Origin of the sequence: Brucella tritici, from assembly GCF_902825325.1 — a bacterium.
GTDB lineage: Bacteria > Pseudomonadota > Alphaproteobacteria > Rhizobiales > Rhizobiaceae > Brucella.
Genome location: NZ_CADEAR010000001.1, coordinates 201,504 through 224,521 on the forward strand (window position 1 = coordinate 201,504; position 23,018 = coordinate 224,521).

Sequence of the window (23,018 nt, forward strand, 5' to 3'; positions counted from 1 at the left end):
CTTCAAATCATTCTCCATGCCCGCGCTGCTCACCTCATGGTATGGAGGATTTCGCCAAAGCGCGGCGAACTCTTACCTACGGACTCAACTAGAGCGCCTTGATTTAAAACAATGATCCGTTCGCAAATTTGCGCTTCACGACGGATATGCGTGGCAATCAGCAATGTGCGTGAACCTGCCTTGATCTTGAGGCGCTCAAGAACATCCCGTGCTGTCGCAGCATCCAGACCCTCGGTCGGCTCATCCAGCAGCCAGAGCGGAACATGGGTCAGAAAAAGGCGGGCCAGAGCCAGACGTCGCGCCTGTCCGCCCGAAAGCCCCAGACCACCCTCGCCCAGCATTGCATCCAGCCCGGCAGGCAGTTCGGCGATGAACGCGCCAAGACCTGCGGCTTGCAATGCATCCACCAGTTCCTGATCGCTCGCATCAGCGCGCGCCAGCCGGAGATTGTCGCGAAGACTGTCCTGAAAAAGTTCGGTTCGTTGCGTGAGGAGACGGGCTGGCACAACTGCGACACTGCCCTGATCAGCCGGAATTTCTCCGGCAAGGAAATTGAACAAGGTCGATTTGCCTGCGCCGCTTGTGCCGACAATGGCAATACGCTCGCCCGCTGCAATATCGAGATCGAGGTTTTTCAGGGCATCGCGGTCGGCGCCCTCGTGACGAACAGACACGTTTTTCAGGTGAACGGCCGTGCCATTCTCCGGCTGCTTGGGCGCCGCCAATTCGACATCGTCGTGCAACTGAGGGGCGACGCGCTTTGCAGCGAGTATCGTGCGTCCAAGTTCCATCGCACCGCGCCGCAAGACCGAAAAAGGTTCCATAGCCCCAAGAATGATAAGCATTCCGAGTGCTGCGACGGGCGCGCCGATACTGCCTGCCTGCATCAACAATCCAACGGCGATAAGGCCACCTGCCAGTAGTGCCGCGTGAACAATACCGAAACCGGCGCCGGTAACAATCTCTATGCGATTAAGCTTGCGATCCGAAGCGGCGACATAGCCGTCTGCACGCACCAAGGCCAGTTTCTGATCTTCGAGACGTCCCGCCATAAGAAGTTCGGTCTGTCCGGCAACCAGATCGACGGTGCGAGCGCGCAGTGCTTCCGTACCCTTTGCGCGCTGTCGCATGGATTTTTCGGACCGGCGAGCTGCCGAAAGCGGAATGCCAAGACCTGCACCGAGCAAAACAAGCGCTACCAGCAGTCCGAATAACGGGCTCATCAGACCAAGCGCGATGCCAGCCACAAGCGCTGTCGCAAGTGCGGCACCGACAGGCACCACCACACGCAGATAAAGAGAGTCGAGTGCATCAATATCTGCCGTTAGGCGGAACAGGAGACGCGCCGGACGTTTCAATAAGGCGTTTGCAGCACTCGGGCGCGCCCAGCTACGGAACAGCTTTTCGCGTAATGCCGCAAGGATGGCGAGCGTGGCATCATGGGTGACAAGCCGTTCCAGATAGCGGGAACCGGTGCGCAGGATAGCCAGCAGCCGAATACCGGCGGCGGGCGCAAACACGTCGAACACAACGGCTGTCGCGATACTCAGGCCAGCAATCGCCGTTGCCGTTATGAACCAGCCTGACAGGCCGAGAAGAGCAATACCTGCGAGGACCGTTACGGTTGCTGTAGCAATACCGGCAAGGAGCGCCATCCCCTTGGTCCGGAAGAAAAGCCGCAAGATTGGCTGCAATGACCGGAGACCGTTCATTCCGCTGCCCTCCTCTGCCAGACCGGATCATTATCGACGCTGCGATCCAGGCGGACGATGCGACCCATCCTGCGGGCAAGGGTTTCATCATGGGTTGCGACGATCAACGTCTTGCCTTTGGCGAGCCTGAGAAGACTGTCGGCAATGATCTTTGCCGTTTCCTGATCCAGATGAGCGGTGGGTTCATCGGCTAGAATAATATCTGCATCCGGATCGACAGCCGCGCGGGAAAGCGCTAGCCGCAGGGCTTCACCGCCCGAAATTCCGGCACCGTTCTCGCCAATCAGGCTGTTGCCGGTGACACCCAGAACATGCCCGAGCGCCATGTCATCGATGATGGTTTTTGTGGCTTCCGCTTCGGCCTTTCGACCAAGCGTGATGTTTTGACGGGCAGAGCCGGCAAAGATATGCGGCTTTTGGCCGATCCAGCTCATCCGCAGCCGAAGCGCGGCTGCAGTTTCGTCGTTAAGTTCAATACCCCCGATTTCTATCCGCCCCGCTTGTTGAGCCGTCAGCCCTGCAATGAGCGCCAGAATGGTGGACTTGCCGTAGCCACTCGGCGCCAGTAACGCCACGTGTTCGCTTGCCTCGATGTCGAGGTTGAATGCATTGAGAACCTTGGTTCCTGTCCCATAACCGAAATCGATATTGTGCAAAGTGACTGCAGGTGCATCGCCAATCGCTGTTTGACTTCCACTCTTGCCGACAATTGGCATTGGATGCTCAGCGAGCTTTTCCAGCGCGTCGACAGAGGCTTCGCCTGCCGCACGATCATGCCAGACGGCTGAAAGATCGCGTAACGGTTCGAAAAATGCAGGAGACAGAAGCAGGACGAAAAGACCTTCGGCCAAACTCAACTTATGGCCCCATGCTCCGAAGTTGAGCTGGCCCAGCAGATGAAAGCCGATATAGACCGCGACCATGGCGACGCCGATGGCAGCGAAAAGCTCAAGCACCGCCGAAGACAAAAATGCGATACGCAAGACAGACATGGTCTTCGAACGCAAGGTTTCGGCATTTTCGCGCAAGCGGTTCGCCGTAGAATTCACGGCATGGAAAGTGCGAATGGTTGTAAGGCCCCGCAGGCGGTCGAGCAGAAAGCCATTCATACCGCCAAGGGCAGTCAGTTGCTTTTCGCTGGCAGCCTTAGCACGCCAGCCGATCAATGCCATGAAGATCGGTATCAGCGGTGCAGCGACCATCAGGACGAGCGCTGCAGCCCATGAATACCAGAGCACGACCGCAAGTATCGCAAATGGCACCAGCATCACGCGGATGCGGACCGGCACGAAGCGCGAGAGATAGGGAACGACCATTTCCGCCTGTTCGGCGAGAATGCTTGCCGCCTCGCCGGATGACGGGCGTGTCACGTCAAGCGGTGAGCGTTGCGCAAGCGCTGAGACGGCAATGACCCGCAACCGCGAGAGCTCCTGTCGGGCGGCATCGAAAGCTTTTGCCGCGCCTGCGCTGTCCAGAATGCTACGCAGGCAACCGAGAGTGAAAATGCCTGCCGCACTGTAATAGATGGAGTTATCGAAGCCTGTATCAGCCAGTCGCCCGATGGCATAAGCGAGAATGCCGGCTTGCGGCAGCCAGAGAAGTGCGGCCAACGTCTGAAGATATGCCCCCCGCTTCAGCAAAGACGGAACAGGACGACGTTGCTTGCTGCGCGAACTTTGTTGGTCGCCTGCCGCTTCGCCGTCTTCTGCAGTCAATGTTTCCGTTCGGGGGACAACGGATGTCACTCTCGCTTAGGCTCCTTTTTGGCCGATGTTCGCCCACGTCCGAGCGCCACGATCCTGTCCGTGGTTTCAAGGAAGCGGGTCACCTTGGCGCCAAGCGCCAGAAGACTAGTCAAACGGTCGGTATCGAGGCGCTTGACGTCGTCGTACCAGTTGGTCAGCCGTTCGATCAGGCCATACATGTCCTTCATGCGATCTTGCGCATAAAGATCGCTGTCGCCTTTCGGCTGCTCCATCAGGATTTCGCGCAAAACGGAGAGCGTCGGATCGATCTCACGTTTCTTGCGCTCCTCAGCGAGCGTACGCAGAATCTGCCACACATCGTCGGGCGTCGTAAAAAAATCACGACGATCGCCGGGAATGTGTTTCAGCAGCACCAGATTCCAGCCCTGCAATTCGCGGATGCCCATGGACACGTTAGAGCGCGACACACCGAGAGCATCGACTATCTGGTCAGCGCAAAGCGGCTCAGGCGAAATGTAAAGCAGTGCGTATATCTGCCCCACAGTGCGATTGATGCCCCAACGGCTGCCCATTTCTCCGAAGTGGAGCACGAACGACTGAACGATTGGCGACAATTCCAAAATTCTCTCTCCCGTAAATTCTGAATTTTCAGAAATTACTGAAATTCAGATAATTCAAATGGCCTCATCCTTCAATCCGCTTGTCCCGGGCGAAAGCCTGAACGGACAATTGGCCGCAGCCCTGAGCACTCCTCCAAATGCCCGTAAACACGATAGGCCGCCGCTTCCACTCCGCAGTCGGTGGGCAGTCGGGCCAAGGATTCGGCAAATGGCAGATAATGTTTCCGGTCGGCAGGATAGCCGGTCTTGGAGCGAACTCCAAAACAGGTCTCCGGTCAGACCGGAAGCGACAGCCGCTGCTTCCATAGTGAAGCGGCAATTTTCCCCATTTGGTGCAACGGAAAACGCAAGTTTTCCGCCCTCTCCGCACCCTCAAGCATGATACCTACAGACCTATGACGGGTCGGAAGATGAAGGCAGCTCCTTGCTGTCCTGCGTTCTGTCGCGATGGATCACGGCGCGGCTGAGCAGCATGAGCGTTACCGGCGTTGTGACAACCACAAAGACGGTAATAAGCACTTCATGCAGAATCGGCTTCGATTGCAAGATGGAGAAAAATATGATCGATGCGATCAAGATTCCACCGGCCCCAAACGATGAGCCAAGTGTGGGAGCATGAACGCGTTCATAAAAGCTTTTGAAGCGGACAAGCCCGATGCATCCGACGAGCGTGAGGAAAGCGCCGGCGACCAGAAAAAAAGCAATGACAATAGCTGCCCAAACGGGAAGTTCGCCAGCGTTGTTCATTCGATCACCTCCCCGCGCATGAGGAATTTGGACAACGCCACGGTGGCGACGAAACCCAGAAGAGAGATAATCAGCGCCGCCTCGAAATAGATTATGCTGCCCGTGCGGATACCAAACGTTATGAGCAGAAGCAGCGCATTGAGGTAAAGCGCGTCAGTCGCAAGAATGCGATCCTGCGCGCGCGGACCGACCAGAAGCCTGTAGACCGCACAAGCCATGGCACCGAGAAGCATCAGCTGAGCAGCAAGCAGGGACCAGAAGATGATAACTGCGCTCATGCGGACTTCTCCTCTTCCACAATATCTGCCGCTCCGAATATCTTGATGAGCGGCTGCTCATATCTTCCCTTGATCGTGTCCCGCCACGCTTGCGCATCATCCAGATCGAGCACATGGATAGTCAGTTCGCGCCTTGCGGCGTTGTAATCGACCCAGGCCGTGCCCGGCGTCGCAGTGATTATGCAGGCGAGGACAGCAAGCGCGGTCCGGTTTTCCAGATCGAGCTGGATAACGACGAAGCCCGGACGCCGTTTGCGTTTGCGTGACAGAATGATGCCAGTCACCGCGATGTTGGATTGCAGGATGTCGTAGCTCATGGTGCCGAACAGCCAGAGCATCGTCGGGATCGAACGAATATGGTTCTTCTGCGGTTGCAGGGCCGTCATGATGAGACACGCCACGAGTGCGATGATCGCGCCAAGCAGGAGCTGTGCCCGCGTAAAGCCGTTCAAAAGCAACCAGAACAGGAGCAGCGAGGCGAACAGAAGCGGGTAAGGCAGGATTCTTTTCACTGTGCCTCCTCCGTTCCGGTGCCTGCGCGCGGCGTATTGAGGACACTGCTGATATAGGACGCCGGATTATGCAGCGAACGCGCCGTTTCATCCATGTAGCGCATGGCCGGACCGGCAGCGATTGTAAGGGCCAAACAGATTGCCAGGAGCCCTGCAATCGGCACGACTTCCCGCACCAGAACGCGCGGCACATTGCCTTCGAGAGACGCCCAGAAAGTGCGAATGCCAGTACGTGTCATCGCGATCAGCGCTGAAAGACCAGACAGTAGAAGGAGCGCGACCAAAGCCCAGCTTGCCGGGCTGACAGGCATTGCGAGCTGCGGTGTCGGGCCATCACCGTTGAAAACGGCGGCCAGGATCAGGAACTTGGCGATAAAGCCGGAGAACGGCGGCAGCCCGATCAGCAATATCGCGCAAATGCCGAAGAATGTTCCCAGGACTGCAAGGGTTGCAGGCAGAACCGCACCGATCTCGTCCTCGTCTTCCTCCTCCTCGTCATCGCCATAGGCTTCCATGGTAACGGCAAGAACGTTTGCAGCAGCGTCCTGTCCACGTTCGATCAATTCGATCAGCAGGAAAAACGCTGCGATGGTCAGCGTGGAACTGACCATATAGTACAATGCCGCGCCGGTCATGGCGGTGTTACCGCTGCCAATCGCCGCTAGCAACGTGCCGGAGGACACGAGGATACTATAGCTGGCGAGGCGGCCCATCGCTTGCGATGCGACAACTCCGATCAGGCCAAAGGCAAGCGTGACCATTCCGCCGAAATAGAGCCAGTCGTTGCCGAAGCCATAGGAGGAACCGGCACCGATACCAAACATCAGCGGCGACAGGCGCAGAAGAACATAAATGCCAACCTTGCTCATGATGGCGAAGACCGCCGCCACCGGTGCTGCAGCAGCCGTATAGGTTGGCGCAAGCCAGAAATTGAGCGGCCACATGCCCGCCTTAACGAGGAATGCAACGCCCAGAACTGCCGCCCCTGCTTCAAGTAGCATACGGTCTTCAGCCGCGACCTGCGGAATTCTCTGTGCAAGATCGGCCATATTCAATGTGCCCGTCACGCCATAGATCAGGCTGACGCCGATCAGGAACAGTGAGGAAGCGACAAGATTGACGGCAATATAATGCATGCCAGCCTTTACGCGTGCCGGGCCAGACCCATGCAGCGCCAGGCCGTAGGATGCCGCCAGCATGACTTCGAAAAAAACGAAGAGGTTGAACAGATCGCCAGTCAGAAATGCGCCGTTCAGCCCCATCAGCAAAAGCTGGAAGATTGTATGGAAGTGCGGGCTGGCCTTGTGCCAATGCGCGAGTGCGAAGCTGAGTGAAGCCATGCCAAGCAGGCTTGTCAGCATAAGCATGAGAGCCGCGAGGCGATCCAAAACCAGAACGATGCCGAAAGGTGCTGGCCAGTTGCCAATCAGATAAACCAGAGCGTCGGGCGCCTTGTCGCTCGCCATACCGGCAAGCGTGATGGCAATTGCAATCAATCCCAAGGTCGAGATGGAGTTGATGGCCATCTTGAGCTTGCGCTTGCGCTCATCGAACAACAGCAGCACAGCCGCCGTGACGAGCGGCAGGACGATTGGAGCAACGATGAGGTGCGTTTTCCAGTCCAACATCAGTTCTCCTTGCCGTCCACGTGGTCCGTACGCGTCAACCCGCGCGAGGCGAGCAGCACGACAAGGAAAAGTGCGGTCATTGCGAAACCGATGACGATGGCGGTCAGAACGAGCGCCTGTGGCACCGGATCGGTATATTGTGCGGCCTGAACGTCAACACCGCTGTCGAGCACCGGGGCAGCATTGATGCGCAGGCGCCCCATTGAAAAGATGAAGAGATTGACTGCGTAGGAAATCAGCGACAGGCCGATCGCCACCTGAAAAGTACGCGGGCGAAGAATGAGCCAGACGCCGGATGCCATCAACACGCCGATTGCCAGAGCAAGAACGAGTTCCATCAGTTCTCCTCCTTCGTTGCGGCGAGCTTCTCGACACGATGTTTACGAAGCGATTGGTGCGCGAGAGCGATCAAAACAAGGACGGTAGCGCCGACCACGAGGGTGAAGACACCAAGATCGAACAGCAGGGCGCTGGCCGTCGGCATTTTTCCGATATGCGGTATTTCCGTATATTGGAAGAACGTGGTGAGGAACGGATAGCCGAAGAACCACGATCCTGCGCCTGTTGCAGCTGCAAACAGCAAGCCCAACCCGATCCAGCGCAAGGGCAGAATGCGCAAGCGATCTTCTACCACACGCGCGCCTGACGCCAGATATTGCAGCAGGAATGCAATTGCGAGCGTGATACCGGCCGCAAACCCGCCACCCGGCAGGTCATGACCGCGCAGGAACAGATGTACCGCCAGCACGATGATGACCGGGAAGAGCCACTGCATGATAACCGAAGGCACGGCCAGGTAATCGGCCAGTGTTTCACCTGCCTTGCGGTCGGGTGCTGCCTCGTCATAAGCATCCTGAATCTTCTGCTGGGCAGTCGATCCGGTTGTGTCGGGCGCAGGACGGAAACGGCGCAGGAGTGCAAAGACTGTAAGACCCACAATGCCGAGGACGGCGATTTCGCCAAAAGTATCGAAAGCGCGGAAGTCGACCAGAATGACGTTCACGACATTTTTGCCACCGCCGCCTGAATAGGCGTTTTCGAGGAAATAGTCGCCAATGCTGCTCGGCGATATCCGGGTCATCACCGCATAGGCGATCACGGCCACACCTGCCCCGCTGCCGATTGCAAGCAGCAAGTCGCGATAGCGGCGGATCCGTGGGCCGATTTGCACCGGAATCGGGTCGGGATCCTCCCAACGCTTCGGGAGCCAGCGAAGCCCGAGAAGGAGGAGAACGGTCGTCACGATCTCGACCAGCAACTGCGTCACGGCAAGATCGGGTGCGGAAAGCCAGACGAAGGTGATGCAGGTAATAAGCCCCGCCCCGCCGAGAAGGATAAGTGCGGCCAGCCTGTGATACTTGGCCTGATAGGCCGCGCCGATAGCGCATGCTCCACCGAGTATCCAAAGACCGGCAAAGATCGGGTCTACAGGCTGAGCGCCGAGCGAGCCAGACTGCAGGCCGGAAGCGAAAATCGGCCAGGCGGCTGCAAGAACGGCTACCGCAACCACGATACGGAGCTGCGGCTGCAGACGGCGTGTGCTGAGGAAAGCTTCAGCCTTACGCGCCCAGTTCCATGACAAGGTTACCAGAACGCGCTCGAAAATGCGCTGCCCCTGCAGATGCCGGAAGAACGGCGGGCCGTCTTCACTGGTCGCAAGATAGTTCTTCAGCATCCAGTGCAGAAGAATGCCGCCGATCATGGCAACGATACTCATCATCAATGGCAGGTTGAAGCCGTGCCAGACCGAGAGACTATATTCAGGCGTGGCTGTGCCCAGCACCGACAGAACGGCCGAATGCAGGAATGGGCCGATGGAAAGGCTCGGAACAATGCCTATCAAAAGGCAAAGAAGAACCAGAAGCTCGATAGGACGACGCATCCAGTGCGGGGGCTCGTGCGGCTCATGCGGTAGGTCGTGCGGTGGCGGCCCGAAGAACGTCGAATAAATGAAGCGCACGGAATAGGCGACTGTGAAGATACCGGCAATCGTCGCCACGTAGGGCGTGATGGTGTCGAGCCACGACGCCATGTGCGTTTCCACTGCTTCGGCAAAGAACATTTCCTTGGAAATGAAACCGTTGAGCAGCGGCACGCCCGCCATGGCCGCACTCGCCACCATGGCAAGTGTTGCCGTATAGGGCATGGGCCGCAACAACCCGCTCAGCTTGCGCATGTCGCGTGTGCCGGTCTCATGGTCGATGATACCGGCAGCCATGAACAGCGACGCCTTGAAAATCGCATGGTTGACCATGTGGAAGATTGCAGCAACGGCGGCAAGCGGACTGCCAAGACTAAGCAGAACGGTGATCAGGCCAAGGTTGCTGATCGTCGAATAGGCAAGTAGTCCTTTGAGATCCTGCTGGAAAACCGCGAAGAAACTCGCAATCAGAAGCGTGATCAGACCGGCCGAACCGACGATCCAGAACCACTCTTCTGTTCCGCTGAGAACCGGCCACAGGCGCGCGAGCAGGAAAACGCCCGCCTTCACCATGGTTGCCGAATGGAGATAGGCCGATACAGGCGTCGGTGCCGCCATGGCATTGGGAAGCCAGAAGTGGAACGGAAACTGTGCACTTTTCGTGAAAGCACCAAGCAGGATCAGAATAAGAGCCACGCCGTAGAGCGGATGGGTTCGAACGATGTTGCCCGCCGCCAGAACCTTGTCAAGATCGTAGCTTCCGACAATATGACCGAGGACGAGAACGCCAGCCAGCAGACAGAACCCACCGATACCCGTCACTGTCAGCGCCATGCGCGCGCCGTCGCGGGCACTGGCATTGTGATACCAATAGCCGATCAGCAGGAACGAGAAGATGCTGGTCAGTTCCCAGAACACGGCAAGCAATATCAGATTGCCGGACAGAACCACGCCGAGCATCGATCCCATGAAGGACAGAAGGAATGAGAAGAACCTCGGGACGGGATCCTCGGGCGACATGTAATAACGTGCATAAATGACGACCAGCAGGCCGATGCCCGTGATCAGCATCGCGAAAAGCCAGGCGAATCCGTCCATTCGGAAAGTGACATTCAGGCCGTAAGCCGGGAGCCATTCGACGGTGCCGCGAAGCACTTTGCCATCTGACACGATGGGATAAAGGCTGGCGGTGACGATAAAGGCGACGAGCGCAATAGCTGCCGTAAACCAGGCCGAACCACTACGATCCGCCCCCCTGAATAATCCGGTTATGGCGCTGCCGAGAAATGGTAGAAGGACAAGCAGGAAAAGCATTCTGCCGTCCATCGTCATGCGCCACAGGCCTCCTAGCCGAAATCAAGGTTGATCCGAAGCAGGCACCGCTCAAGAAAACAGCAACAGAATCGCTCCGGCAAGTTGTAGAGAGGAATCATATATTCCGATGGCGTTATTATGACCGGCCACGGAACATTATGGCAATAGCTTTCAATGGCTTATCGCATAGATTTGAATCATTTTATCGTCCCCTGCGCCAGAAAATCTATAATTTATCGACGGCTGTGAACCGCGATACCTAGCTGTCGACCATATTGACCTGAAAATCTTTCAACCTGATGACACAAAACTGGTCATGAGTTTTGCCGCTGAAGCGGCTTCATCCTTCGAGCAAGACGGCCGACAGCCGCTCTGCTTGAACGCGAATGTCCGGAACGGCAGTAACCTCCCAGAACGCGCCTTTCGTAACCGGTCCGATAGCGAAAAACGGACCGGATGGTTCTCCTCGCGCATTGAGAACCTGCAGATCACGCGTGACATCGAAACCGAGATCGAGTGCATCCGGTCGGGCCAGCCCATGTTCCATGAGACCGATCAGCGCTGCATTGCGGGTTGTCGAGAAACGCGGATTGCCGCCACGGCAGTCGATAACGGTCGTCACATGCAGTTTCTCGACCTGTTTGCCGCGTCGCGGGCGATAGCGGACTTCAATTCCGTTGTCTTCATCACGGACGGAAACCAGGTGGCCTGCTGCGATTTTAAGTTGGCCACTGTTCATGGCGCCCTCGATGCGATCCGCAACAGCCGGTGCCATGCGATGTCGATGCACGTCCCACCACGGGCGCAGGTGGCGAAGGAAACTGCGACGCTGCGACGTCGGCAGCCCCGCCCATATATGCTGTGTATGCGGGCGTAAACCATCTATCACGCCGCGCCAGCCGGAACCTGCTTTTTCCGCTTCAACCATCAGGGCGCGCACTCGCTGCATGAGCTTCGAAAGGCCCAGCGATACTGGCAGATCGTCCGCCGCGATTGGAAAAGCTTGTGCGGGCGCATGAGACGCGGGCAGAAGTCCACGGCGCGAAATCGCATATATTTCAGCATTATGGCCGTTATCGAGCAGCGACAATACGCTATCGACCATCGACAGACCTGTGCCGAATATCGCAACCGGAGCATCTGCGGGCACGTCGAAATAGCCGTTGCTCGACCAATATTCCGTAATCTGATTGCCTGTTTTTGCGATGGCAGCTTCGTTGCCCGTTGCCACAATCACAGCATCGGCAATGAACTTATCTCCGGTCCCAGCGGTAACGGTTGGCCTGCCGTCCTTCAGCGCGATATCAACGATGTCGGACTTTTCAACCGTCAAACGTGTATCGTCTTCGGAAAGATAAGGCGCGATCAGATGCTCCAAATAAGAGCGATAGAGCTTGCGTGGCGCAAAACTGTGCGGCTCCCACGAATGGCCGGTGGCGGCAATGTCGCTCGACCGCAGCCAGTTCAAGAAATGATCTGGCTGATCGGGATAGGCACTCATATTGCTGGCACGGACGTTGAGAAGATGGCTCGGGTTTTCCGTCGCGTAAGCTATGCCTGCCCCCAACTGGCCTGAACGCTCGAAAATTCGCACGTTTGATTCTGGCGAACGCCGAAGCAATTGTGCGGCCAGAATGATGCCGCTTGCTCCGGCTCCTATGATGATAAATGACTTCAAACTATCGTGACCTCTTCCCGTTTCACGAAAACGACGCGAAAAGCGCGTCGTCAATTTATCGATCCTAAATCCTACTGTTTTAGTTAGATTCCATTAAACAATCGCTCTTGTAAACCCTATATAGCCGTGATGTTCCCAGCATTAAGGGCCATTCTTTGAGGCCGCTCGGCTCAAAAACAAGGCCGAAAAGTAAACAGTAAAATCCAGTTAACTACGGATCGTTGACAGTGTGTTTCAGAAACGCGGGCTGGTTTCTGCGGTCTAGATGGCAATATTTCTACCAGCATCATTCATCGGGTGTCTTGAAAATCCCAAGCTGGACATCCCGTCAGACCGCTGAAACACAGGACAGAGTAATGAACAATTCCCTGCTGAATTCCATCAAGAAGCGCCGCACTCAGTATGCTCTGGGCAAATCCCTTCCGCTGTCGAACGAAGACACGGCCGAGCTGATCCGTGAAGCGGTCAAGCACACACCTTCCTCCTTCAACTCGCAGAGCTCGCGCGCTGTAATCCTGTTTGGCGCCGAGAGTGACAAGCTGTGGAACATCGTGAAGGAAGCGCTTCGCCAGTTTGTCCCCGCCGACGCTTTTGCGCAGACGGAAGCCAAGATCGACAGCTTTGCTGCCGGTGCCGGTACGGTTCTGTTTTATGAAGACCAGACCGTTGTGAAAGGTCTTCAGGAAAACTTCCCGCTTTACGCCGACAACTTCCCAGTCTGGTCCGAACAGTCGGGCGGCATGGCACAGCACTCAGTCTGGAGCGCGCTCGCCAATGCAGGCATCGGAGCCAGCCTTCAGCACTACAACCCGCTGATCGATCAGGAAGTTGCCAAGACCTGGGATATTCCTGCATCGTGGAAACTTCGTGCACAGATGCCGTTCGGCTCGAACGAACAGCCTTTCCCCGAAAAGGCATTCATGGATGACGCCGACCGCTTCAAGGTGTTCTTCTAATCGCCTGATTGCACGCTATGAAAAAGCCGGAGGAGAATTCCTTCGGCTTTTTCATTTTACCTCGTCGAAACTGAACGGCGGCAATTGTTCGAGTGCAGATTTCAGTGCTTCCGACCAGCTCTCCGATACAGTCTGGTAATAGGGGTCGGTGGCTTCGAACCGTTTGCGGGCACCCATTTTGAAGCTATCTGCTTCGTAGATCTGCATATCGAGTGGCAATCCAACGGACAGATTGGCTTTCAGCGTGGAGTCGAATGAGACAAGCAGCAGTTTCACCGCTTCCTCGAAACTCATCTGTTCCTGATACGCACGGACAAGAATGGGCTTGCCATATTTGTTTTCGCCAATCTGGAAGAAAGGCGTATCGGCCGAACTCTCGATGAAGTTACCCTCGGGATAGATATAGAAAAGCCGCGGCTGTCCGCCTCTGATCTGTCCGCCGAGAATGAATGAAGCGCCGAAAGCGTCAGCACTCTGCCCGCCAGTCGCGGAATTCTGGATCACTTCCTTGACGGTATCACCAACGAGACGTGCAACCTGAAACATCGAAGGCGCATCGAAAACGGACGGATGTCTGTCTGCCGGAGCCTTCATACGTTCTTCCAGAAGGCTTGCGACGGCTTGCGTCGTCGCAAGATTTCCAGCCGAAAGCAGAACAATCACACGCTCACCGGGCTCAGACCAACTCCGCATCTTCGTAAAGATAGAAATATTGTCGAGCCCGGCATTCGTCCGCGTATCGGACATGAACACAAGGCCGCGATCGATTTTTATTCCAACGCAATAAGTCATAAGCAATATCCGGCAGGCAACTCACTATCCAGAAGGATCACTGCCCTACATTGATGTGAACCGCAAGACTTTCCACCGTGCCGCCCAGACGAACCCCCGAAATCGGCGCTGCATCTCGGTAGTCGAGCCCGGTTGCAATCCGCACATAGCGATCATTCGGACAGACATTATTGGCGGCATCGAATCCGACCCATCCAAGACCGTCGATATGGGCTTCGGCCCAGGCATGGCTCGCGGTTTGTTCCTCCACGCCTTCCATCATCAGATATCCTGAGACATAACGCGCAGGAATGCCTATCAGCCGGACTGCTGAAAGGAATATATGCGTGTGATCCTGACAAACGCCTTTCCCGGTTTCCAATGCGCTTTCGGCATCGGTTGAAACGCTCGTCGTTCCCGGCATATAGGCGACCGCCTTGTGGATGGTGTTCATCAGATCGTGCATCAGGGCAAGCCGTTCCTGCCCGAGCGCGAGATCACCTGCCAGAGCCCTGACGCGTTCGCCAGGCGTGGTCAGCGGCGTCTCGCGCTCGAAAAGCCAGAGCGGAGCATAGCCATAGACAGGTCCCAATACGCCGACCCTGTCTTCCACATCGATACTGCCGCTGGCGGTTATGACAATCTCGCTGACATTGCGGGCGTGCTGGACCAGATCAGTCTTGTTGCCGAAGCCGTCGACATAAGAAACCTCCGGCTCGCCACCTTCGATTTTCAGTTCCCAGTGCCTGACTACCTGCCCCGGAACGGTTGGCGGACGCAGCCGCAACCTTTGCACCGCATAAGGAACCGGATGCTCATAGCGATAATGTGAAACGTGCCGGATGTTGAGCAGCAAGCGAAGACCTCAATAGAAATTATAGGTTTCAGCGATCTCGTTGCCGAGCCGGTTATTGCGGGTAATGAATTCGGTCAGGAATTCATGCAAGCCCACGTCGAAGATCGCGGATATGTCCTGATTTTGCAGGCTTGCATAGATTTCGTCCGCTGTCTCGTGGCAGGCAACACGATTGCCATAATCTTTCGACAGATAATCCAGATGTTCGGCGATGCTGCGATAGCAATAATGGAGTGAGCGCGGCATGCGGCCATTCAGGATCAGATAGTCCGCCACCTGCGCCGGACGGTAGTCACCGTCATAAACCCAGCGATAGGAACGATGTGCCGATACAGAGCGCAGGATCGATTCCCATTGATAATTGTCCAGCGTCGTACCGACATAGGAAATGGCAGGCAACAGGACATAGTATTTCACATCGAGAATGCGGGCCGTGTTGTCGGCGCGCTCGATAAAAGTACCGAGGCTTGCAAAATCGAAGATTTCGTTGCGCAACATCGTGCCATGGAAAGAGCCGCGAATGAGCGCAGTCTCGCGCTTGATCTGATCGAGAAGCTGCGGGAGATCACTTTCCTTCAACGGCCTGCACAACGATTTTTTGAGCGACATCCACGCTTCATTGACACTTTCCCACGCCTCGCGTGTCAGCGCCGTGCGCACCATGCGCGCATTGGAACGCGCGGTTTCAATGCAGGTCATCACGCTTGACGGATTATCCGTATCGCGCAGCAGGAAATCCGCAACGTTGGCAGCGTTATAGACATCGTATTTAGCGGAAAAGCCCTGACTTGCACCCGCTGAAACCGCCACCGACGACCATTCCTCCGGTGCGTCAGACGTTTTCGTCAGTGCCATGCGAAGTCCCGCATCGACAAGGCGCGCCATGTTTTCGGCACGCTCTATATAGCGGAACATCCAGTAAAGTCCGTTTGCCGTACGGCCAAGAAGCATAAATCATTCCCCTTTTCGCGCCCTGATCTTGTCGTCAGTTGCAGCACTTCAATTCAATCGTCGAGCACCCACGTGTCCTTGGTTCCTCCGCCCTGGCTGGAATTCACGACAAGCGATCCCTCTTTCAATGCCACCCGTGTGAGCCCGCCGGGCGTTATGCGGATACGGTCGGAAACCAGAACAAAGGGGCGGAGATCGACATGGCGCGGCGCAAGCCCGCTCTCGGTGAAGATGGGCGTCGTTGACAGCGCAAGTGTGGGCTGCGCGATGTAATTGCGCGGCCTTGCCTTCAGTTTTTCCGCAAATGCATCGCGTTCGGCCTTCGTCGAGGCCGGTCCGACCAGCATTCCATAGCCACCGGAGCCGTGTACCTCCTTGACGACAAGCTCGGCAAGATTGTCGAGCACATAAGCAAGGCTATCCGGTTCGGAACAACGCCAGGTCGGCACGTTTTCGAGAATGGCCTTGCGGCCCGTATAGAACTCCACGATTTCCGGCATATAGGAATAGATCGCCTTGTCGTCGGCGATGCCGGTTCCGGGCGCATTCGCGATCGTGATATTCCCTGCCCGGTAGACATCCATGATGCCGGCAACGCCAAGCGTCGAATCCGGCCTGAATGTCAGCGGGTCAAGAAACGCATCGTCCACACGCCGGTAGAGCACGTCGATAGCGCGATAACCTTGTGTGGTGCGCATAGCCACACGTCCGTCAACGACGCGCAGATCGCTTCCCTCGACCAGTTCGACGCCCATCTGATCGGCAAGGAATGCGTGTTCGAAATAGGCGGAATTGTAAATGCCGGGCGTCAGCACCGCGACAGTCGGCACATCCTGCGTGCCGGGAGGCGCAACGCTTGCGAGCGACTGGCGCAGCAATTGCGGGTAATTCTCGACCGGGCGCACCTTGACGTTCTGGAACAGTTCGGGAAAGAGCTGCATCATCGTCTCGCGGTTTTCCAGCATATAGGAAACGCCGGACGGCGTACGGGCATTATCCTCCAGCACATAGAACTGGTTCTCAGCGGTGCGTACAATATCAACGCCGATAATATGGGTGTAGACGTTGCCCGGAGGACGAAAACCGATCATTTCGGGCAAGAAGGCTTCATTCCTAAAAATCAGCTCTTTCGGAATGCGCCCTGCCCGGACGATCTCCTGTCGGTGATAAATGTCATCGAGGAAGGCATTGAGCGCCATGACGCGCTGTTCAATGCCCTGCGACAGGCGCCGCCATTCCTGCCCGGAAATGATGCGTGGGATGATATCAAAGGGGATGAGGCGCTCGCCCGCCTCCTGATCGCCATAGACAGCAAAAGTGATACCCGTCTTGCGGAAGACGCTTTCGGCGTCATCGCTTTTCTGTAGAAGTTTGTGCGGATCCTGTTGGTCGAGCCACTGCTTGAGAAATTCGTAAGGCTGGCGGACATTCCCGCCATGGTTGAGCATCTCGTCAAATGGCTTCACTTAATTCCCCTTCTTTTCCTTATTATTCAGTCCGGAATTAGGGAAAAGCAAGCACGGAAATCATGCAAAAGCGCAAAGCTGGGTTGCGCAGTTTCTTCGTGACAGATGATCTCAGGCGCGCTCTAATTCATCCGCCAATGCAATTTCGATGATGGTTCAGCCTGGCCGGTGGGCCTTTACGACTGTCGGATCGGTATCGATGCGCCCGGCCCCGATCAGGTCAAGACAATAAGGCACCGCTGGAAAAATCGCCTGCAAGGTCATGGCAATCGAAGCAGGTTTGCCGGGAAGATTGAGGATGAAGCTCTTGCCGCGGCTGCCCGCCGTCTGGCGTGACAGAATGGCGGTCGGAGTCTGCTCAAGACTGACGCGGCGCATCAGTTCACCGAAGCCGGGCAGTTCCTTATGCAGAACCGCCTGCATGGCTTCCGGTGTTTCATCGCGCGGGCTCGGCCCTGTGCCGCCTGTTGTCAGGATCAGGTCGCAAGCTGCCTTGTCGCAAAGACCGATAAGCGTATCGCGCACCGATTCCATGCCATCGGGAATAACGCGACGAATGGTTTCGTAAGGCGTAACGACAGCGCCTTTTATCCATGCTTCCATAGCCGGGCCGCTCAGGTCTTCGTATTCCCCGCGACTTGCACGGTCGGAAACAGTCACGAAACCGATCTTTACCATCACACTCTCACAGTAAGTTTTTGGATTTCAGCAGACTTCGGGCGATCTTATAGGCGTTCGCCGGTATGATGTGAAGGTTTGTACACCGCAAATGAAAACGCCGCCCGAAGGCGGCGTCTTGCTTATGATGTAACCCGAAAATTACGGCGTAACGTCGAAACCGAACCACTTTTCCGACAGACGCTTGATCGTGCCGTCAGCCTTTGCGGCTTCAATGGCTTCGTCGAACATCTTCTTCAGTTCGGTATCGTCCTTGCGCAGACCGACAGCAACGCCACGACCCAGAATACCGCCCTTGAAGAACGGACCGGTCATGACGATGTCTTCATTGCCCGGCTTCTTGGCAGCGTCCGTGAGGTAAGCGAGCGAAGCCACGATGAGGTCAACACGACCGGCCTTCAGGTCGAGATCGTGCTGTTCCGTGGTCTTGTATTCGCGGATGTCGATGTTGTCCTTGAAGTACTTGTCGAGGAGGGTCAGGCCAAGCGAAGCGGTCTGGACGCCAACGGTACGCCCCTTGATTTCAGCCGAAACTTCGTCAATCGCCTTCTGCGCAGCCGCTTCATCCTTGGCGAGATAAAGGGTCTCGCCGGTGTGCGGCAGCTTGGCGTAAGGGCTGTCCTTCAGTGTTGCGAAAGTCTGCGGCGTCAGGCCGTAGGAAATCGAGAAGCTGATGGTTTCTTCACGCTTCGGCGTTGCGGTAAGACCAGCCATGATCGCATCGAACTTGCCAGCGTTGAGCGCCGGAATGATGCTGTCGAAAGGCTGGGCGACCATCGTGCACTCGACCTTCATGCGAGCGCAGAGATCCTTGTAGAGATCAACTTCATAGCCATCCAACGAGCCATCGGGCTTGGTGAAGTTGTACGGGCGGAATGCGCCTTCCGTGGCGATGGTGATCTTCGTCCACTTCTTTTCCTCGGCATGGGCCGAGACGCTCGTCAGTGCGAGAGCGGAAATGAACACGGCTTTGAAAAGTCCGATGGTCTTCATTGCAGTTATCCTGTTGCGGTTGTTTCTGTCCGGCTGTCGCCGGAACACAGAATTTCGATGATTAAGCAGCGTTCTCGTGGCTGATGAATTTGCGGAAACGTTCGGATTTCGAGTTGCCGAACACATCTTCCGGCGCGCCGTCTTCTTCCACCAGTCCCTGATGGAAAAATACCACGCGGTTGGAAACGTCGCGCGCGAAGCCCATTTCGTGGGTCACGACCAGCATGGTGCGGCCTTCTTCCGCCAGGCTGCGCATGACGCGCAGCACTTCGCCGACCAACTCCGGGTCGAGCGCCGAGGTCGGCTCGTCAAACAGCATGACTTTCGGCTTCATCGCCAGCCCGCGGGCAATCGCTGCGCGCTGTTGCTGTCCGCCCGAAAGATGAGCCGGATAGAAATCACGCTTGTCGGCAATACCGACCTTCGCCAGCAAGGCTTCCGCCTCGGCGATGCATTCTGCACGCGGACGTCCTTGCACGTAGATCGGTGCTTCGATGATGTTTTCCAGAATGGTTTTGTGGGACCACAGATTGAAGCTCTGGAACACCATGCCGAGTTCCGAACGAATGCGCGAAACCTGCTTCTTGTCCGTCGGGTAGGCTTCACCCTTCGAATTTTTCGCCATGCGGATGGTCTCACCAGAAACCGTCACAGTGCCCGACGTGGGAATTTCCAGAAGATTGATGCAGCGCAGGAAGGTCGACTTGCCCGAACCGGACGAACCGAGGATCGAAATGACCTCGCCTTCACGTGCTTCGAGTGAAATGCCTTTCAGCACTTCATTGGCACCGAAGCTCTTGCGCAGGTTTTCTACTTTCAGCGCCACCGGTGCATTGGGGGAAACGATTTTGCTCACGATGTTTGTCCTTCGGAGGAAAGCTTGACGACCGGCTGGCGCAGATAAGGGGTCAGCTTATATTCTGCAAACATCAGCGCACGCGTCAGAACGAAGTTGATGGCGAGGTAGATCGCACCGGCGATCACGAAGATTTCTATGGCTCGATAGCTCTCGGCGATCAGCTTTGCTGCGATGCCGGTCACTTCCATAAGCGTGATGATCGATGCAAGAGAGGTTGCCTTGATCATCGATATCATCTCATTGCCGTAGCCCGGCAGCGCCTGACGGATCGCCAGCGGCATGACAATGCGCCGGAAGCAAGTAAAGGACGACATGCCACAGGCTTTAGCAGCTTCGATCTGGCCGTGCGGCACCGACAACAGGCCACCACGGATGATTTCGCTCGCATAGGCCGCATTGTTCAGTGTCAGCGCGATGATTGCACACCAGTAAGGTTCACGCAAAACCGGCCACAGGAACGAGTAGCGGATGGCCGGAAACTGGCTGAGACCGTAATAGATGATGAATATCTGCACCAGAAGCGGTGTTCCGCGGAACACGAAGACGTAAATGCGCGCAATCCAGTCCAGCACCTTGACGCCCGACAGTCGCATCATGGCAAAAAGCAAGGCCAGTATGGCGCCAAATACGATGGAGCTTACCGCAAGCTTTAGAGTCAGCGGAACCCCGCCCAGCATCTGGAAGAATGCATCGGAATAGAATTCAAGGTTCATTTTGCCCTCCTGACGCCGCGTGAGAAGTGGCGCTCGGCCATCTGCAGAAGTCCACCGGAAACCGACGAAATCAGCAGATAGAGCGCACCGGCAATGAGGAAGAAGTTGAAGGGCAGACCCGTCGAGCCCGCTCCGATTTGGGCTTGACGGAGAAGCTCGACCACACCGGCAACAGATACCAGAGCGGATTCCTTGAGCGAAACCTGCCAGACATTGCCGAGGCCCGGCAGAGCATGCCGCAGAGCAAGTGGCGCGATGATGCGGCGAAATTTCAACATCTGGCCCATACCGCAAGCGGTCGCGGCCTCGATCTCTCCTTTGGAGACAGCCCGGAATGCGCCTCGGAACACTTCCGTGTGGTGCGCACCGCAGGAAATGGCGATTGCCAGGACGCCTGCCAGGAAACTAGGAAAACCGATAAAGCCTTCCGCACCGAAATATTTACCGAGGGCAGTCACTGCCGCACTACCACCGAAATAGAACAGATAGATGACGAGAAGGTCTGGAATACCGCGAATGATCGTGGTGTAGCCGTCAGCGACAGCGCGAAGCGTGCGACCGCCGGAAATCTTCGCCCAGGCGGCGAAAACGCCAATGGCGGCGCCGAGAAGGAAGCCCAGAACGGCGAGCGCCACACTCACCAGTGCACCCATCATCAGCACATAGCCCCAGCCGTCCGGCCCGAAGCTCAAAATATCGAGAAAGCCCATCTGCTTCATGATGCGTCAGGCCCTGTTGGAATTGGGGGATTGAATGTCATTTCAATTTTCGAAATCTGCTTGCCCGACCACATCATTTTGCGGTTTCGGGCAGAGCGGGTTGAACGCTGTCCGGAATCGGATTGACGAAAACGGTTCCGTTGAGCCGTTTTTCATGATCCTGCTTTGCTTTCTCGATCTGTCCCGGATTACGGAACAATTCGATGGCTGTGCTACCCATGATCTTGGCAGCATGGGCCATCCCCTTATGCGCTGCCGGCAGCTTGCCCTGTGCCACCATTTGCCACGAATGAAGCGGCGTGCCGATTGCGCAGGTCGCGCCACGCATTTGCACGGTAGGAACAACCCAGCTCACGCTTCCGACATCGGTGGAACCGACAAGGGTGTTATCGCCTTTATAAGGCGTATAGATATCTTCGCAAAGTGCCAGACCTTCTTTGGACTCCACGCCGAAGCGACGGAACGCATCGGAAATGTCTTCCTTGGAAAGCGTCCTCTGGAAGCGGCTTGCGGTTTCGCGGTCCTGCTCGTCAAAGTCCGGAGGCCCGAGACGTTCGAGCTGCAGATGCATCATCTGTTCCAACGGCGTGTTGCCGATCAGGTCGGCATCCCCGCTGACGATTTCGCTGCGGACCGTCGTTTCAGTCATCAGCGCAGCGCCTTCAGCGATCTTCTTGACACGCTCCAGAAGGGTCTGCATTTCCGGCAGGCTGCGCGCCCGGACGAGATAACGCACCGTTGCCTTGGCCTGCACCACATTCGGCGCAAAACCACCCGTATCGGTCACGGCGTAATGAATGCGCGCCGTGGATGGCATATGCTCGCGCATATAGTTCACGCCGACATTCATGAGTTCGACCGCGTCCAGCGCACTGCGCCCCAGATGCGGCGCCGACGAAGCGTGAGCCGCGCGACCGCTGAAGTGGAAATTGATTTCGTTGCAGGCGAGCGAAACCGGATCGTTGACGCCCGCAAACGGTGCCGGGTGCCAGCAGAAGGCAATGTCCACATCGTCGAACAGCCCTTCGCGGACCATGAAACCCTTGGCCGAACCGCCCTCTTCCGCCGGGCAACCATAATAGCGCACGCGGCCCTTGATACCCTGTGCGGCAAGATAATCCTTCACTGCCGCGGCAGCGAGCAGAGAACCTGCTCCCAACAGGTTGTGGCCGCAACCATGTCCGTGACCACCTGCCTCGATCGGTTGTTCCTCAACCAGTCCTGATATCTGGCTCAGACCCGGCAATGCATCGAATTCACCAAGAATGGCGATGACCGGTCCTTCGTCGCCAGCCTCGCCCATCACAGCCGTTGGCAGGCCTGCAATGCCGCGTTCGACGCGAAACCCTTCGGTTTCCAGCATAGCCGCATGGGCATCGCTCGATTTGTATTCTTCGTAGTTTGTTTCAGGATTATCCCAAACCGTATCGCTCAGTTCGAAATATGCGGCGCTCTTGGCGTCGACGATATCCCAGATATCGTGATGGTTTTTCAACTCGGCTCCATCGCTTATTATACCGCCGTCATACGGGATGAAGGCGGGCATCAGGACGTCCGGCAACGAACCTGCCGAAAACTTCCTCAGACTGCTATTTTTGATGATGCTGATAGAACTCGGGCCCTGCTCTCGCAAGGGCAGATCGGAGAGTTGACGCAGAATTGCTTATTTTCAGGCGATTTTCTGCCCTCAATTTGCTGTTTCGCTTCAATTCGTCCGATTGAGTTGGCTTCTGGCCTCCCACACGCCTCAATATTCCTCGCACCTGTACCCAGCAGTACCCGAGACGAATGGCGAGGAGTAGCCGTGATATTGGTCAAAATTGTCGGATGTTTTTCCAATATGAAAGGTTCTGCCTGACAAATTGCCAACAAGTTCGTGGAGCAGCGCGGTTACCGTCTCCGTTGCACTTGAGTGCCCGTGCGCGACACGATAGTTCGTT

General features: G+C 56.4%; 21 protein-coding genes. 1 reads left to right on the top strand and 20 read right to left on the bottom strand.

Translation table 11 applies throughout. The annotated features are described in order from the left end of the window. Positions 1-29: 29 nt before the first annotated feature. From cydC to HWX93_RS00985, 10 genes are all read right to left on the bottom strand, one after another. Positions 30-1,712 (bottom strand): thiol reductant ABC exporter subunit CydC, encoded by a 1,683-nt coding sequence (cydC, locus tag HWX93_RS00940; protein WP_176036154.1) that lies wholly within the window; start codon positions 1,710-1,712, stop codon positions 30-32. Next, complete coding sequence (cydD, locus tag HWX93_RS00945) at positions 1,709-3,457, bottom strand: thiol reductant ABC exporter subunit CydD (protein WP_176036155.1); 1,749 nt, start codon at positions 3,455-3,457, stop codon at positions 1,709-1,711. The genes cydC and cydD overlap by 4 nt, the downstream gene beginning before the upstream one ends. Further along, entirely contained in the window at positions 3,454-4,038 is a 585-nt protein-coding gene (locus tag HWX93_RS00950) for a GbsR/MarR family transcriptional regulator (protein WP_176036156.1), read from the bottom strand. Before HWX93_RS00950 ends, cydD begins: the two co-directional genes overlap by 4 nt. Positions 4,039-4,431: 393 nt before the next feature. Then, on the bottom strand, positions 4,432-4,785 hold the full coding sequence (gene mnhG, locus HWX93_RS00955; RefSeq protein WP_109988766.1) for a monovalent cation/H(+) antiporter subunit G: 354 nt from the start codon (positions 4,783-4,785) through the stop codon (positions 4,432-4,434). Further along, positions 4,782-5,063 carry a K+/H+ antiporter subunit F gene (locus tag HWX93_RS00960; protein WP_176036157.1) on the bottom strand — a complete coding sequence of 94 codons (282 nt, stop codon included), beginning with the start codon at positions 5,061-5,063 and terminating at the stop codon, positions 4,782-4,784. Before HWX93_RS00960 ends, mnhG begins: the two co-directional genes overlap by 4 nt. Further along, positions 5,060-5,575, bottom strand: a complete 516-nt coding sequence (locus HWX93_RS00965) for a Na+/H+ antiporter subunit E (protein ID WP_176036158.1) — start codon at positions 5,573-5,575, stop codon at positions 5,060-5,062. The genes HWX93_RS00960 and HWX93_RS00965 overlap by 4 nt, the downstream gene beginning before the upstream one ends. Then, the gene (locus HWX93_RS00970; protein WP_176036352.1) at positions 5,572-7,200 is read right to left on the bottom strand and encodes a monovalent cation/H+ antiporter subunit D; all 1,629 of its coding nucleotides are present in this window, start codon (positions 7,198-7,200) and stop codon (positions 5,572-5,574) included. Before HWX93_RS00970 ends, HWX93_RS00965 begins: the two co-directional genes overlap by 4 nt. 2 nt (positions 7,201-7,202) lie before the next feature. Next, positions 7,203-7,541 carry a Na+/H+ antiporter subunit C gene (locus tag HWX93_RS00975; protein WP_176036159.1) on the bottom strand — a complete coding sequence of 113 codons (339 nt, stop codon included), beginning with the start codon at positions 7,539-7,541 and terminating at the stop codon, positions 7,203-7,205. After that, a complete protein-coding gene (locus tag HWX93_RS00980) occupies positions 7,541-10,456 on the bottom strand; it encodes a monovalent cation/H+ antiporter subunit A (protein ID WP_176036160.1) in 2,916 nt (971 codons plus the stop codon). The genes HWX93_RS00975 and HWX93_RS00980 overlap by 1 nt, the downstream gene beginning before the upstream one ends. Positions 10,457-10,778: 322 nt before the next feature. Further along, positions 10,779-12,116: an FAD/NAD(P)-binding protein gene (locus tag HWX93_RS00985; protein WP_176036161.1), complete on the bottom strand. Its 1,338-nt coding sequence runs from the start codon at positions 12,114-12,116 to the stop codon at positions 10,779-10,781. Between the two features lie 356 nt (positions 12,117-12,472). On the opposite strand from HWX93_RS00985, the gene HWX93_RS00990 reads away from it, so the two are divergent. After that, positions 12,473-13,072, top strand: coding sequence for a nitroreductase family protein (locus HWX93_RS00990; protein WP_109988772.1), 600 nt, complete (start codon positions 12,473-12,475; stop codon positions 13,070-13,072). 51 nt (positions 13,073-13,123) lie between these two features. Here the strand turns inward: HWX93_RS00990 and HWX93_RS00995 are convergent, their stop codons facing one another. The 10 genes from HWX93_RS00995 to HWX93_RS01040 all read right to left on the bottom strand — a co-directional run bounded on the left by HWX93_RS00995 (position 13,124) and on the right by HWX93_RS01040 (position 22,624). Continuing rightward, positions 13,124-13,864 carry a proteasome-type protease gene (locus HWX93_RS00995; RefSeq protein ID WP_176036162.1) on the bottom strand — a complete coding sequence of 247 codons (741 nt, stop codon included), beginning with the start codon at positions 13,862-13,864 and terminating at the stop codon, positions 13,124-13,126. A gap of 37 nt (positions 13,865-13,901) precedes the next feature. Next, positions 13,902-14,699, bottom strand: coding sequence for a transglutaminase family protein (locus HWX93_RS01000; RefSeq protein ID WP_176036163.1), 798 nt, complete (start codon positions 14,697-14,699; stop codon positions 13,902-13,904). Positions 14,700-14,708: 9 nt separating this feature from the next. Continuing rightward, positions 14,709-15,650 carry an alpha-E domain-containing protein gene (locus HWX93_RS01005; protein ID WP_176036164.1) on the bottom strand — a complete coding sequence of 314 codons (942 nt, stop codon included), beginning with the start codon at positions 15,648-15,650 and terminating at the stop codon, positions 14,709-14,711. A gap of 53 nt (positions 15,651-15,703) precedes the next feature. Next, complete coding sequence (locus HWX93_RS01010) at positions 15,704-17,116, bottom strand: circularly permuted type 2 ATP-grasp protein (RefSeq protein WP_176036165.1); 1,413 nt, start codon at positions 17,114-17,116, stop codon at positions 15,704-15,706. Positions 17,117-17,272: 156 nt separating this feature from the next. After that, complete coding sequence (mog, locus tag HWX93_RS01015) at positions 17,273-17,794, bottom strand: molybdopterin adenylyltransferase (protein WP_176036166.1); 522 nt, start codon at positions 17,792-17,794, stop codon at positions 17,273-17,275. A gap of 141 nt (positions 17,795-17,935) precedes the next feature. Then, a complete protein-coding gene (locus HWX93_RS01020) occupies positions 17,936-18,787 on the bottom strand; it encodes a transporter substrate-binding domain-containing protein (protein ID WP_176036167.1) in 852 nt (283 codons plus the stop codon). 61 nt (positions 18,788-18,848) lie between these two features. Then, the gene (locus HWX93_RS01025; RefSeq protein ID WP_109988779.1) at positions 18,849-19,643 is read right to left on the bottom strand and encodes an ABC transporter ATP-binding protein; all 795 of its coding nucleotides are present in this window, start codon (positions 19,641-19,643) and stop codon (positions 18,849-18,851) included. Then, on the bottom strand, positions 19,640-20,359 hold the full coding sequence (locus HWX93_RS01030) for an ABC transporter permease (RefSeq protein WP_176036168.1): 720 nt from the start codon (positions 20,357-20,359) through the stop codon (positions 19,640-19,642). The genes HWX93_RS01025 and HWX93_RS01030 overlap by 4 nt, the downstream gene beginning before the upstream one ends. Beyond that, a complete protein-coding gene (locus tag HWX93_RS01035; protein WP_176036169.1) occupies positions 20,356-21,078 on the bottom strand; it encodes an ABC transporter permease in 723 nt (240 codons plus the stop codon). Before HWX93_RS01035 ends, HWX93_RS01030 begins: the two co-directional genes overlap by 4 nt. A gap of 73 nt (positions 21,079-21,151) precedes the next feature. After that, a complete protein-coding gene (locus tag HWX93_RS01040; protein WP_176036170.1) occupies positions 21,152-22,624 on the bottom strand; it encodes a M20 family metallopeptidase in 1,473 nt (490 codons plus the stop codon). Positions 22,625-23,018 lie beyond the last annotated feature (394 nt).